The sequence below is a fragment of the Bacillus sp. FSL K6-6038 genome (genome assembly GCF_038050455.1).
Classification (GTDB): Bacteria; Bacillota; Bacilli; order Bacillales; family Bacillaceae_G; genus Bacillus_A; species Bacillus_A pseudomycoides.
The window spans coordinates 605,514-619,792 of the sequence record NZ_JBBOUH010000001.1 but is presented as its reverse complement, the minus strand read 5'-3'; the positions used below and the strand labels follow the sequence as shown (position 1 = coordinate 619,792).

Annotated in this window: 12 protein-coding genes; 5 read left to right on the top strand and 7 right to left on the bottom strand. The window is 35.1% G+C overall.

Translation table 11 applies throughout. From position 1 onward, the window contains the following. Positions 1 to 32 precede the first annotated feature (32 nt). Both NSQ40_RS03170 and NSQ40_RS03165 read right to left on the bottom strand, forming a co-directional pair. Positions 33 to 1,091 carry a FecCD family ABC transporter permease gene (locus NSQ40_RS03170; protein WP_033795874.1) on the bottom strand — a complete coding sequence of 353 codons (1,059 nt, stop codon included), beginning with the start codon at positions 1,089 to 1,091 and terminating at the stop codon, positions 33 to 35. Then, positions 1,088 to 2,092 carry a FecCD family ABC transporter permease gene (locus NSQ40_RS03165; RefSeq protein WP_003195100.1) on the bottom strand — a complete coding sequence of 335 codons (1,005 nt, stop codon included), beginning with the start codon at positions 2,090 to 2,092 and terminating at the stop codon, positions 1,088 to 1,090. The genes NSQ40_RS03170 and NSQ40_RS03165 overlap by 4 nt, the downstream gene beginning before the upstream one ends. Before the next feature lie 195 nt (positions 2,093 to 2,287). On the opposite strand from NSQ40_RS03165, the gene NSQ40_RS03160 reads away from it, so the two are divergent. Together NSQ40_RS03160 and NSQ40_RS03155 are read left to right on the top strand one after the other, a co-directional pair. Continuing rightward, positions 2,288 to 3,253: an ABC transporter substrate-binding protein gene (locus NSQ40_RS03160; RefSeq protein WP_003195102.1), complete on the top strand. Its 966-nt coding sequence runs from the start codon at positions 2,288 to 2,290 to the stop codon at positions 3,251 to 3,253. Between the two features lie 381 nt (positions 3,254 to 3,634). Further along, positions 3,635 to 5,026, top strand: a complete 1,392-nt coding sequence (locus NSQ40_RS03155) for a peptide MFS transporter (protein WP_003195104.1) — start codon at positions 3,635 to 3,637, stop codon at positions 5,024 to 5,026. A 29-nt stretch (positions 5,027 to 5,055) separates the two neighbouring features. On the opposite strand, the gene NSQ40_RS03150 is transcribed toward NSQ40_RS03155, so the two are convergent. Both NSQ40_RS03150 and NSQ40_RS03145 read right to left on the bottom strand, forming a co-directional pair. Beyond that, on the bottom strand, positions 5,056 to 5,235 hold the full coding sequence (locus tag NSQ40_RS03150) for an acid-soluble spore protein H (protein ID WP_003195106.1): 180 nt from the start codon (positions 5,233 to 5,235) through the stop codon (positions 5,056 to 5,058). A gap of 99 nt (positions 5,236 to 5,334) precedes the next feature. Further along, positions 5,335 to 5,649 (bottom strand): ArsR/SmtB family transcription factor, encoded by a 315-nt coding sequence (locus NSQ40_RS03145; protein WP_341286059.1) that lies wholly within the window; start codon positions 5,647 to 5,649, stop codon positions 5,335 to 5,337. A gap of 869 nt (positions 5,650 to 6,518) precedes the next feature. On the opposite strand from NSQ40_RS03145, the gene NSQ40_RS03140 reads away from it, so the two are divergent. Beyond that, positions 6,519 to 8,138 carry a lactate permease LctP family transporter gene (locus tag NSQ40_RS03140; RefSeq protein ID WP_003205851.1) on the top strand — a complete coding sequence of 540 codons (1,620 nt, stop codon included), beginning with the start codon at positions 6,519 to 6,521 and terminating at the stop codon, positions 8,136 to 8,138. A gap of 104 nt (positions 8,139 to 8,242) precedes the next feature. On the opposite strand, the gene aspA is transcribed toward NSQ40_RS03140, so the two are convergent. The 3 genes from aspA to gloA2 form a co-directional block, all read right to left on the bottom strand. Continuing rightward, on the bottom strand, positions 8,243 to 9,676 hold the full coding sequence (gene aspA, locus NSQ40_RS03135; RefSeq protein ID WP_003195113.1) for an aspartate ammonia-lyase: 1,434 nt from the start codon (positions 9,674 to 9,676) through the stop codon (positions 8,243 to 8,245). Between the two features lie 182 nt (positions 9,677 to 9,858). After that, on the bottom strand, positions 9,859 to 11,175 hold the full coding sequence (locus NSQ40_RS03130; RefSeq protein WP_018765577.1) for a hemolysin family protein: 1,317 nt from the start codon (positions 11,173 to 11,175) through the stop codon (positions 9,859 to 9,861). Positions 11,176 to 11,335: 160 nt separating this feature from the next. Next, positions 11,336 to 11,722, bottom strand: a complete 387-nt coding sequence (gene gloA2, locus NSQ40_RS03125; RefSeq protein ID WP_018765578.1) for an SMU1112c/YaeR family gloxylase I-like metalloprotein — start codon at positions 11,720 to 11,722, stop codon at positions 11,336 to 11,338. A gap of 91 nt (positions 11,723 to 11,813) precedes the next feature. Here gloA2 and NSQ40_RS03120 point away from each other — a divergent pair, with 91 nt between their 5' ends. Then, complete coding sequence (locus NSQ40_RS03120) at positions 11,814 to 12,992, top strand: NupC/NupG family nucleoside CNT transporter (RefSeq protein WP_003195118.1); 1,179 nt, start codon at positions 11,814 to 11,816, stop codon at positions 12,990 to 12,992. A 191-nt stretch (positions 12,993 to 13,183) separates the two neighbouring features. After that, positions 13,184 to 14,200: an LCP family glycopolymer transferase gene (locus tag NSQ40_RS03115; protein ID WP_026008550.1), complete on the top strand. Its 1,017-nt coding sequence runs from the start codon at positions 13,184 to 13,186 to the stop codon at positions 14,198 to 14,200. Positions 14,201 to 14,279 lie beyond the last annotated feature (79 nt).

The window sequence follows — 14,279 nt, the reverse complement described above, 5'->3', positions numbered from 1 at the left end:
AGACAGAAAATCATCTATGTATTTTTTTACCTTTATGAATTTCGACTTTTATAAAGTAAATAAATAAAATACGGAGCACCGATTGCTGATGTAAATACACCTGCTGGAACTTCAAGCGGAGCAAAGACTGTGCGCCCAATTAAATCGGCAGCAAGTACTAAAATCGCACCGACAATAGCTGCTACTGGAAGTAATGCACCATATAAAGAACCAACTAATCTTCTTGAAATATGCGGCGCCATTAAACCAACAAATCCGATTCCACCTGCAAAAGCAACCGCTCCCCCAATTAACGCCGTACTTAGGAGTAGCAGGAAAAAACGTGATTTTGTTAAACGAATCCCAAGTCCGGCAGCAATATCATCACCAAGTTCTTGTGCATTTAAATGTCTCGCCGATATAAATGCAACCACTGTTAAAATAAGAACCCAAGGTGCTAATACCCCTACGTTTTGCCAAGAAGATCCGTAAACAGTACCGGTAATCCATACATTTGCTTGGCTCGCTTGATAGATTGGCGCTAACAGCATAAACAATGTTGTCGCAGCCTTCGTTAGTGCCCAAAATCCAACACCAATTAAAACAAGACTAATCGCCGATAATCCATCATTTCTCCATGCAAATAAATATACAAAAAGTGCAACAATGGTCGCACCAATAAAGGCCGCTAGCGGCATATAATGAATGCTTACTGTTAATGCATTATTTTTATCACTAAATAAAGCAAGAAATAGTACAACTGCTACACTTGCCCCGCCCGTAATCCCAATAATATCAGGGGACGCAAGTGGGTTTCGAACGAGCCCTTGTAAAATACAACCAGCTACAGCAAGAGCTATTCCTACAAGAATTGCAATTAAAATACGCGGCATACGGAACTTATTTACGACCATATTAGACATTGCATCACCGTTTCCGGTAATTGCTTGCCATACATCATATGGGGCTATTTTCATCTCCCCCATACCCGCGCTTGCAAAAAATAATGCGATTAAAACAATTAATAAACCTGACAAGACGAGAAAAGCTCGTTTATACATTAAAAACGAGAGGCCGTCTTTTCCTATACGAAACGGAATATACTTCTTCATTTGCTAAGCCCTCTCTTACGTGCAATATAAATAAAGAATGGTGCACCAATAAATGCTGTCATAACCCCTACTGGAACTTCTTGTGGCATAATGACATATCTTGCAGCAATATCTGCAAGTAATAACAAAATGGCACCTAACAACCCACTATATGGAACTCTCCAACGATGATCTACACCGACAAGAGCTCTTGCAAAATGAGGGGTAATAATTCCAATAAAGCCAATTGGACCTGCAACAGCAACTGAGCCGCCAGACAGTAAAACAATAATGAGTAGTACCAATGATTTCATCCAAACAGTTCGTTGCCCCAACCCTTTCGCAACATCTTCTCCCATCATTAATGTATTTACTTTTCCTGCCATCATAAGAGATGCTATCCACCCTATTAATAAATAAGGGAATACAGATTGCAATATTTCTAACTTTCTACCTTGTACGGAACCAGCAAGCCAAAATAATACTTCTTCTAACGCTTTCTCATTTAATACAAGTAATCCTTGCGTTAAAGAAGAAAATAAGGCACTTATCGCTACCCCTGCTAATGTTAACTTAAGTGGAGTTGTCCCTTCTTTTCCTAAAGAACTAGATGCAAATACGAGTGCCGCAGCAACCGCTGTACCTAAAAAGGCAATCCACGTAAACGCTGACAAAGATGTTATCGAAAAAACAACAATTGCTACAACAATGAAAAAGGCAGCACCTGAGTTTAATCCAATAAAATCTGGAGCAGCAAGTGGATTCTTAGTTAAAGTTTGCATTAAGCAACCAGCGATAGCTAAACTAGCACCAACACTAGCAGCAATTAACGCCCTTGGAAGACGCACGTTTTGAATAATAATATGTTCATTTGAACCATTAAAATGGAAAAAAGCATCGAGTGCTAACTTCCCACTTGTATTTGTATATCCAAAAATAATACTCCCCCAAATAAAAGCAATAACTGCAATGATTCCAACAAATAATCCAACCCATTTTGCTTGATTTGTTTTTAATAACATGCAGCGTTTCTCCTTCAATGTATAATGATACGTTGTTAGTGTATTGTAACTTAATTCGCATTGTCAATGATAGTAATAATTATTTTCAGTTGCAGTGATAATGATTGTAAATTATTACTATTGACAATATATTTATAAAATCGTAATATCGATTTTGATAATGAAAACTATTCTCAATATGTAGGGGGATACATAATGAATTTCGTCAAGCAAAAATCGTTTGCGTTATTTGCATTCGTACTATCATTTTCACTTCTTTTAGGGGCATGTGGGAAATCTGATAACAAGGCTGAGCCTAAAAAAGAAGAAAAGAAAGAAATGATTACTGTAGAACATGCAATGGGTAAAACAGAAGTTCCTGCTAATCCAAAGCGTGTCGTTGTTTTAACAAATGAAGGAACAGAAGCTTTACTTACCCTTGGTGTAACACCAGTCGGTGCGGCTGAATCACCTACCGGTAACCCATGGTATCCACATACGAAGGATAAACTAAAAAATGTAAAAACTGTCGGTACCGAGCTTCAACCCAATGTAGAAGCAATTGCTTCTTTAAAACCCGACTTAATCATTGGTAACAAACTGCGTCACGAAAAGATATACGAGCAATTAAAAGGCATTGCTCCTACTGTTTTCTCAGAAACACTACGCGGTGAATGGAAAGATAACTTTAAACTTTATGCAAAAGCAGTAAATAAAGATAAAGAAGGTCAAAAGGTATTAGCTGATTACGACAAACGTATCAAAGACTTAAAAGGCAAACTTGGGGATAAAGTAAATCAAGAAATTTCTATGGTACGCTTTATGCCTGGTGATGTTCGTATTTATCATGGCGATACATTCTCTGGTGTTATTTTAAAAGAGCTTGGCTTCAAACGTCCTGGTGATCAAAACAAAAATGACTTTGCAGAACGTAACGTATCTAAAGAGCGCATTCCTGCAATGGATGGCGATATCATCTTCTACTTCACATATGATAAAGGTAATGAGAAAAAAGGTTCTGAATTAGAAAAAGAATATATCAACGATCCTCTATTCAAAAACTTAAATGCTTCCAAAAACGGTAAAGTATACAAAGTTGACGATGTGATTTGGAATACAGCTGGCGGTGTAATGGCTGCAAACTTAATGCTAGATGACATTGAAAAACGATTTGTAAAGTAAACTCTTTATTCAAAACAGTTCCCCTTTTTGGGGAACTGTTTTTTATTTCATAAAAGTGTCACATTATTTCATTTTGTATTTTTATTCTCAATATGTTATATTGTAATAACAAATAAAATATATTTTCTCTATATCAGAAGAATTGTTTTAATCTAAATTTTCTGATTAATCTTTATTTTATTTTCTTTTAGAATTCAAATACTACATTTGAAAACGCTTATTATCTCGTTTTCAGGGAAAAATACGATAACGGATAGAGATTCAATAGATTGTTTAAGAAATTTTCTTTCTATTTCCATATAATTCTATTGACTTCTAAATATTTTGTAAATTAAAATGATTACATAAATATCCGTTATACAGGATTAGGGGGAAGCAAAAATGGATGCAGCTTTAAAATTAAAAAAAGCTGAAGAACAACAATCACCAAAAAAACATCCACCTGGATTATATTTGTTGTTCTTAACAGAAATGTGGGAAAGATTTAGTTACTACGGAATGCGTGGCCTTTTAGTTCTTTATTTAACAACAACTGTTGTAAGCGGCGGTCTTGGATTCGACAAGGCTTTTGCAGTACAATTATACGGAATTTTTACAGCATTAGTATATTTCACACCAATTGCAGGTGGGTGGTTAACTGACCACTTTATTACAAGACGTCATGCAATTACCCTTGGTGGTATTATTATGGCAATTGGTAACTTTGTACTATTTTCAATGAATACAAAAACCGGTCTCTTTTTAGGACTAGGATTATTAGTCATCGGTAATGGATTCTTCAAACCAAATATTTCTACACTTTTAGGTGAACTATACGGTGAAAATGATTCACGCCGTGACAGTGCTTTTACAATCTTTTACATGGGTATCAACGTAGGGGCTTTCTTTGCACCACTAATTTGCGGATTCCTTGCAGAAGATTTCTTTAAAACAAGCGCTAATGGCGTTATGGTTATGGGTTATAAATACGGGTTCCTTGCAGCTTGTATCGGTATGATTGTTGGACAGATTTTCTTTAACCTATTAGCTCCTCGTTACCTTGGTAATGCAGGAACAACAGTTGTAGGTAAAAAGTCACAAGACAAAAACGCAAAAGTAATTGAGAAAAAACCTTTAACAAAACAAGAAAAGAACCGTACTTGGGCAATCGTTATTTTAACTTGCTTCGTAGTTTTCTTCTGGGCAGGTTTTGAACAAGCTGGTAGCTCTTTAACACTATATACAAACACATTTGTTGATCGTACAATTTTCGGATGGGAAGTTCCAACATCTTGGTTCCAATCTGTTAACCCAGCATTTATCGTACTATTAGCACCATTCGTATCTATGTTATGGATGAAACTATCTAAAACAAAAAATGGTGACTTAAAAGTTCCAACAAAAATGGCACTTGGTATGATTTTACTAGGCATTGGTTACCTTGTTTTAACATTAGCTGTTCTGAAAACTGGAAGCGATGAAGCACATATTGCTACTAAAGCAAACTTATTATTCATCGTATTCACATACCTGTTCCATACAATTGGTGAACTATTCTTATCACCAATCGGTCTATCAATGGTAAGTGCAATTGCTCCTGTAAAATTAGCATCCCTATTAATGGGAGTATGGTTAGCTGGTTCTGGTATGGCGAACTATCTAGCTGGCGCACTAGCTGCCTTCACACAATCTTTAGGATATCTAGAAGTATTCGCAAGCATTGGTATTATCGTAATCGTACTTGGGTTAGTACTTCTTATGTTCTCTAAAAAAATTGCACATATGATGGAATAAAAAAAAGCGGAGAAAATTCTCCGCTTTTTTTATTGCTCTTCTAGCGCTGTAACATCTACTTGTACTGTTTCATTTGGTGCTTTCACATCATGTACATTTGCAACCCCACGTCCCTCATCACAACTTTCAATCCAAACCGGTACACCATGATAAGTTACATCGATTCTACTCGAAGATGATAAAATTTGTTTTACGCGCTTTACATCCATCCTTCATTCCTCCTTTTACTTATTACACTCTTATTTATCTTCTCATTTCTCTTTGAAATATATTCCGTGAAAACTCCTGTCACTTATCTCCTTCAGATCTTAAAGTGGGGTTTTCACGCCTATTTTTATAGAAAATAATGTCTTTACAACTTCACTTACTTTCTCATTATGCACTTGATAATATACTTCTAAGCCGCGTCTTTCAAAACGAACAACTTTATTCTGCTTTAATTTCGTTAAATGCTGTGAAACAGTAGATTGCGGAATTTCTAATACTTCCTGCAATTGTGTTACGTTACAAGTTCCACGCCCCATAAGCTCCATTACAAGGCGAAGACGGAGCGGGTGAGCTAACGCTCGTAGCATTTGTACATCCTCTTCTGAAATACGACAATCAAATTGATTTTGATTCATAAAGTTCCCCTCATTTTTTCATTTTTATTTTCTCTTTATTTATTTTTATATATTTGTTTTTATATTTCCTGTTACGACACAACTTTATCAACCTAAAATAAAAAAATTATTTCCTCCTTTTATCAACATACAATTAAGGGCAGAAACCCCTGCTGATTTTGAATATTATACTACACGGCTTAGTGAAAAAGCAAAAAATACAGATCGGAATACTTTGCTTCTAAATGCTGTTTTCTCAACCTTTTTGTTATATTTTTTCACTCACAATATTTACCGTAATAATATTGTAAAATATTGTTCTTAAATGATATGTGAATGTAATCTTTTTAGTTATTCGACCTATAAAAATTGCTTTGTTACGATGAAAAGAGTTAAATTTTGGTAAAGAGGAGGATCCACAATTAAAAAGTGGTTAATAATAGTCTTAATTAATATTGCACTTGACTATACAATTATCCAAAACTTCCTCCTTTATTCTTGATGACAAAAGAATTATTCATTTTAAACATGTAGGACCAATGACATCTGAAAATATGGTTGAGTATATGGAGAGTCCATCAGTGGGGTTTTCTTCATCCCCACCTATCTTCCTCATTTCCCTCTAAATCTTGAAGTGTGGATCTTACTGCCCGTTAATGCGGGATAAATTAGGAATCGTGTACTTTAATATACACGATTCCTCTTTTTGTCTAGTTTATGAACAAAATGTAACGGAATTTTTACAGTTAACACTATCATGGAATAATTATACTTTTTTACGTTGACAATAGTGTTGAAGAGGAATATACTAGGCAATGTAAGTTGATTGTGAATTATTTCACAAATAATGTGAATGTCTTCACATATTATAGATAGGAGTTGTCATTATTATGAATACTTGGACACAAATTTATGACCCGTTGAACAACATTTGGTTATCAGCACTTGTCGCTGCTCTTCCAATCTTATTCTTTGTTCTTTGTTTAACAGTATTTAAGATCAAAGGATATTTATCAGGACTTTATAGCGTAATTTTAGCAATCATTCTTTCCATATTCGTTTACAAAATGCCTGCAACTATGGCTGTATCATCAGCTGCATTTGGTGTAGCAGCTGGATTTTATCCAATTTGTACAATTGTTATTGCAGCTATTTTCCTTTACAAATTAACAGTAAAAACTGAACAATTTAATGTCATTCGCGACAGTATTTCAAGTATTACAAATGACCGTCGCCTTCAAGTGTTATTAATCGCTTATTCTTTCGGTGCTTTCTTAGAAGGTGCAGCTGGATTTGGTGTACCAGTTGCAATTACAGCCGCATTACTTGTAGGTATGGGATTTAACCCATTAAAAGCAGCAGGTATTTGTTTAGTTGCAAATATTGCTGGTGGAGCAATGGGAGCAATGGGTATTCCAGTTACAGTACCTGCTCAATTAACACAAATAGATGCCTTAACTGTCGGTCGTCAAACTGTAACATTATTACCTTTCATTAGCTTTGTATTACCATTCTTACTTGTTGCAATGGTAGATGGCTTTAAAGGAATTAAAGAAACTTGGCAAGGTATCCTTGTAAGTGGTGGTTCCTTCGCTATTACTCAATTCGTTGTAACATACTACCTTGGCGCAGAATTAACTGATATTTTCGCTGCAGTTGTCAGCATGGTTGCACTTGCATTATTCCTACGTGTATGGCAACCAAAATCTTCAGCTCAAACTGAAGAACAAGTAGAAAAACATAGCTACACAATGAAACAAATTTTATACGCTTGGTCACCATTTGCATTCTTAACTGCATTCGTAACAATTTTCAATTTAAAAGCAATCAAAAGTTTATTCGCTCCAAACGGTGCGTTAGCAAACTTAGTATTTAATATCCAGATTCCTGGTTTACACAATCACGTTATTAAAACAACACCAATTGTAAATGCGGATACACCATTTGCAGCAATCTTCAAGCTAGATGTATTTTCATCTACAACTACTGCAATTGTACTAGCAATTATCGTATCTTTACTTGTATATCGCGCAAAAGGCCAATTGGTTAAAGAACTAACTATTGAAACATTAAAAGAGTTGAAAGCTCCAATTTATACAATTTGTAGTGTAATTGCATTAGCATATGTAACAAATTACTCTGGTATGTCTTCTACTCTTGGACTAGCTTTATCATCTACTGGTAAGGCCTTCCCAATCTTATCTCCAATCTTAGGTTGGATTGGCGTATTCTTAACTGGTTCTGTAGTATCAAGTGGTTCATTATTTGCACCACTTCAAGCAGTAACTGCAGCACAATTAGATATCGTACCTTCTACACTTGTTGCTTTAAACGTAGTCGGCGGGACAATGGCAAAAATGGTATCACCACAATCTGTAGCAGTTGCTTGTGCGGCAGTTGGACTAGTCGGTAAAGAATCTGTCCTATTTAAAACAGCAATGAAATATAGTTTGATTTTCTTAGTCATAATTAGTTTACTTCAACTTAACTCTATATTTAATATCTTTTAAAAGATGAAAACGATCCCTCACGTGGGATCGTTTTTTATCTTCTTCTTTCTAACCATTCACTCATTCTTATACTTTGGTATAAAAAAATCCTAATACACACAGTATCAGGATTTTTTATTCTTCAATAGCGACGCACCAGCAATTTCGGGATGTGTCATTTCATATGGATCCAAAATAATATCAAGTTCCTCTTCTGTTAACACACCATGCTCTAAGCAAAGCTCACGAACAGATTTACCTGTTTCAATCGCTTTGCGAGCAATGCGAGATGCCGTCTCATATCCAATATGAGGATTCACCGCTGTAATAATCCCAACGCTTTTCTCGACATATTGTTTTAACAATTCTTCATTTGCAGTAATACCTTTAATACAATACTCACGAAATACGCGGAATGCATTATTCATAATACTAATGGATTGAATTAAATTAAATACTAACACCGGCTCCATTACATTTAGTTCTAATTGTCCTGCTTCTGATGCTAAACATATTGTATGGTCATTTCCAATAACTTGGAAGGCCACTTGATTAATTACTTCTGCCATAACTGGATTTACTTTTCCTGGCATAATAGATGATCCTGGTTGACGAGCTGGCAATTGAATTTCAGCCAATCCGACACGTGGGCCAGATGCCATAATGCGCAAGTCATTTGCAATTTTAGACATATTCATCATACATACTTTTAGTGCTGCTGATACTTCTGTATACGCATCTGTGTTTTGCGTTGCATCCACTAAATGTTCTGCACCAACTAGTGGAAATCCGCTAATACTGCGTAAATGCTTTACAACTTGCTCAATATAAATTGGATTTGCATTTAATCCGGTCCCAACAGCCGTTGCGCCCATATTCACTTCATACAAATGTTGACGAGACTGCTTAATGCGTTTTATATCACGCCCAAGCACTCGGCTATATGCTTCAAATTCTTGCCCAAGACGAATTGGAACTGCATCTTGCAGATGTGTACGCCCCATTTTTATCACATGATCAAATTCTTTTGCTTTATCGGTAAATGCACGATGAAGTGCCTCCATTGTAATAAGAAGTTCTTCTAGCATCATAAGCGCCGCAATATGAATTCCTGTTGGGAACGCATCATTTGTTGATTGCGCCATGTTCACATGTGTATTCGGGCTAATGATTGCATAGTTTCCTTTTTCATGCCCCATTCTCTCAAGTGCACGGTTTGCAATAACCTCATTTGTATTCATATTAATAGAAGTCCCTGCCCCGCCCTGAATTGGGTCTACAATGAACTGCTCATGAAACTTCCCATCAATAATTTCCTGAGCCGATTTTGCAATTTCTTCCCCAATATTTGCGTGCAAATAACCTGTTTCCATATTTGCACGTGCTGCAGCTTTTTTAACCATTGCCATTGCTTTAATTAATGACGTATGAATACGATATCCTGTAATCGGAAAATTTTCTACTGCTCGTAATGTTTGAACACCATAGTAAGCTGCATTTGGTACTTCCTTTTCTCCTAAAAAATCTTTTTCAATACGTATCCCTTTCGTTGCTACCATTTTTCATCACCTATACTTTTCATTCTAATCGATGACCTAAAAACGATTTCTATAAAAATATGATTTTTGTAAGAGATATATTTCTATATCTTCCTTCAATATATAGCACCTTTTTTGAAAGCGCAAACAATATTATTTTTCTGCAAAATCGATGACGCACTCATACTTCTAATTTATAAAGATTACGCAATTGCTGTATCTTCCGCTTCAACTTTTTTTATTTCTACTCGTTTAATTTGATGCACATCTTTTTCAAGAACTTTGAAAATCCAGCCATTAGTTTCAATGACATCACCTTCAATAATTGTCTGTTTTTGCATCATAATCCAACCACCAATCGTATCTACATCGTCAGCAAACAAATGTAAACCGAGCAAATCATTCACTTCACTAATGAGTACTTTTCCATCGATAATTTTATACGTTTCGCTTATATGTTCAATGGGTGGATGTTCATCTTCATCATATTCATCCCGAATTTCACCAACTATTTCCTCTAAAATATCTTCAAGTGTTACAATTCCCGCCGTCCCCCCATATTCATCATATAAAACGGCAAGGGGAATTCTTCTTTTCTGCATTTGCAGTAACAAGTCATGGATTGGGATATTTTCCAAAACTTCAATAACAGGTCTCGTATACGGAATAATAGAACATTCTTCGTTTTGTCCACCATCCATATAGCGAATAAATAAGTCTTTTACATTAACCATCCCAATAATCTCATCTTTATCCTCTCCAAATACAGGATACCTTGTATACTTTTCTTGTCCAATCACTTTAATATGTGTTTCGAACGGTTCATCTTCATATAAACCAACTATTTCAGTGCGTGGAACCATAATTTCTTTTGCTAACCGATTATCAAATTCAAAAATATTATTTACATATTTAAATTCCGCCTGATTAATTTCTCCGCTTTTATAGCTCTCCGATAAAATAAGTCTTAATTCCTCCTCTGAATGTGCAACTTCATGCTCAGAAGCAGGGGATAATCCAAATATGCCAGTCACGAGGCGAGCTGAGCCATTTAGAGCCCAAATAAACGGATACATAATCCGGTAAAAATAAATGAGCGGCTGAGATAGCAACAAACTTACTTGCTCCGCTTTTTGAATGGCAAAGGTTTTTGGTGCTAGCTCTCCAATCACAACATGTAAAAATGTAATAACGACAAATGCAATAATAAAAGAAACAGTACTCGCAATTGCAGGTGAAAATTCAATTTTAAAAAATAACGGCTCTAATACATGCTTTATCGTTGGTTCGCCTAACCAACCTAGTCCTAGAGCTGTAATTGTAATTCCGAGCTGACATGCGGATAAATATTCGTCTAAATTTGAAATCACTTTCTTAGCTGCTAGTGCGCCACGTTTTTTTTCTCCTACAAGCTGATCAATGCGACTACTACGCACTTTTATAATCGCAAATTCAACTGCGACAAAAAAACCAGTTAATGCAATAAGAATAACAACCATGATTAATTTAGCAATTTCCAAAGAACACCTTTAGCTTTTCTTAGCTAAAGTTACACCTCCTTTTTAAAAGAAGTTTTCTCCCAATCAAAGAAGTTGATTGAATGAAAAACGAATGGAAGTTTCACTTTGTTCTTATTCTCTTCATTTGTCAAAAAGCAAACCTATATAAATTTCCCCAATTTTAGTCCTCATATAACTCCAATGGTAAACAATCAGGATCTTGAAAAAACACAAACTGTTTCCCTGTTATTTCATCAACACGTATTGGCTCTGTCTCTATTCCACATCGCTTTAGATGCCCCACTGCTTCATGTATATCTGTAACTGCAAATGCTAAATGTCTAAGACCAGCTGCTTCAGGAAAACTTTGCCGCTTTGGAGGATTTGGAAATGAAAATAACTCAATTTGATACTGTCCTCCTACACATAAATCTAATTTATACGAATCCCTTTCTTCTCTGTAAACTTCATTTAACACATTAAATCCCAATATATTAACATAAAAATTTTTAGATATTTCGTAATCAGAACAAATGATTGCAATATGATGCACTCTAGATATATTCATACTCTACTTCATTCCTCTCTTTACCTAACATGCATATTCTCCCTTGAAATGAAAAACCTATATAACAGAACATATCATAAGGAGGCTTATTATGAAATTTGTTACTTTTTTTCTCGGTCTTGCCGTTGTTTTCTTTCTTGCCTTCATTGCAAGTAACAATAAAAAGCATATCAAATTCAAACCGATTTTCATTATGCTTATTATACAGTTAATTTTAACCTTTTTACTATTAAATACAGAAGTCGGCCTCATACTTGTAACCATGATTTCTAATGTATTTACGAAATTATTGGCCTATGCTGCATCTGGGGTAAACTTTGTATTTGGTGGTATTACGAATAAAGGTGAAATGCCCTTCTTCTTAAATGTACTCTTACCAATTGTCTTCATCTCCGTCTTAATTGGTATTTTACAACATTTTAAAATATTACCATTCTGTATTCGTTGGATCGGTTTTTTCCTTAGTAAAATAAATGGACTCGGAAAGCTTGAATCTTATAATGCTGTCGCTTCTGCCATTGTAGGCCAATCAGAAGTATTCATTACCGTAAAAAAACAGCTTGCGCAAATTCCAAAACATCGTCTCTATACACTATGCGCCTCCGCCATGTCGACCGTATCGATGTCAATCGTCGGTGCTTATATGACAATGATTGAACCAAAATATGTAGTAACTGCTCTTGTCTTAAATTTATTTAGCGGCTTTATTATCGTACTTATTATTAATCCATATGATGTTAAAGAAGAAGAAGATATTTTAGAAATTAAGGGTGAAAAGCAAACCTTTTTTGAGATGCTTGGAGAATACATTCTAGATGGATTTCGTGTTGCTATTGTTGTCGGTGCTATGCTGATTGGATTTGTTGCCTTAATTAGCTGTATCAATGATTTATTCCATATTATTTTTGGAATTACATTTCAGCAATTACTTGGTTATGTTTTCTCTCCTATCGCTTTTCTTATTGGTGTGCCAAGTAACGAAATTGTCGCAGCAGGAAGTATTATGGCTACAAAGCTTGTAACGAATGAATTTGTAGCCATGATGGATCTCAGTAAGCTTGCAAACAGCCTCACTCCTCGTACAGTAGGCATTATTTCAGTTTTTCTTGTATCCTTTGCAAACTTCTCTTCTATAGGAATTATTTCTGGTGCTGTTAAAGGATTAAATGAAGAACAAGGAAATGTCGTTGCTCGCTTCGGTTTAAAACTGTTGTACGGTGCGACACTCGTCAGCATTTTATCTGCAATTATTGTAAGCATTATGCTATAAGAAGGTAAAATTTAATCCTTTTCTTATTCATACTTTTTGTATACAATACGAATAGATGTCTCATAAATACTCGAGACATCTATTTTTTTATACATGTACAACAACATCTATTTAGCGTACAATGTCTTTTATGTGTCTCGTCTATGCATTATAAGATAATATGCAAATTGAATGATTTAAAGGAGAACTAAATAATGAAATCTGATGTAGAAAACACGAATAGAACCTCAAAGAGGCGATTTAAAAAAAGACGCCTACTATGGTTTATTCTCATTCCATTACTTATTGTAACAATTGGTGGCGGAAGCTATTCCTTCCATATATACAGTAAAGCAAAATCAATTGTAAATAATGCATATTCTAAATTAGATAGAGGAGATAAATCGGATAAACGAGAAAAAGCTGTTAAGCCGATGACGGACAATGTTTCTGTCCTTATTATGGGTGTTGATGAAAGTGACCTCCGTGAAAAATCTTACGGCAAAGCAACGCGTACCGATGCATTATTACTTGCAACAATTAATAAAAATGATAAATCAGTAAAACTTGTTAGTATACCACGTGACTCTCGTGTATATATTAAATCACGCGATAAACAAGATAAGATTACGCATGCTCACGTATTTGGAGGCGTAGATAGTACAATTGATACAGTCGAGAACTTTTTAAATGTTCCTGTTGACTATTATGTTAAATTTAACTTTAAATCCTTTATAAAAATTGTAGATTCCCTTGGTGGCATCGATGTTGATGTTCCTGTTGAATTTACAGAACAAAATAGTAAGGACGAACCAGGTGCAATCCATCTAAAAAAAGGGCGTCAGCATTTAAATGGTGAAGAAGCACTTGCTTTAGCTAGAACTCGTCATATCGACAGCGATTATATGCGTGGTCAGCGTCAGCAACTTGTTTTGGAAGCCATTGCTCAAAAAGCGCTATCCATAAATTCCATTAATAAAATTAGCAGCTTATTAGATGCTGTTGATCATGATTTAAAAACAAACTTAACATTTGATGACATGATGACAATTACAAAGAGCACAATGGGCTCAAATCTAAAGATGGATAAACTCCAAGTAAAAGGTGAAGATAAATATATAGGTGGCATCTACTACTACATTCCTGACGAAAAGAGTGTACAGGACATATCTAAAACATTGAAACAACATCTCGATGTTACGAATAAAACTGAACATAAAAAATTATAATAAAAAGGCTGCTAGGACTTTCCCAGCAGCCTTTTTATTATAATTTTCAACAAAATACTTTCATTTTCTTTCGCAAATA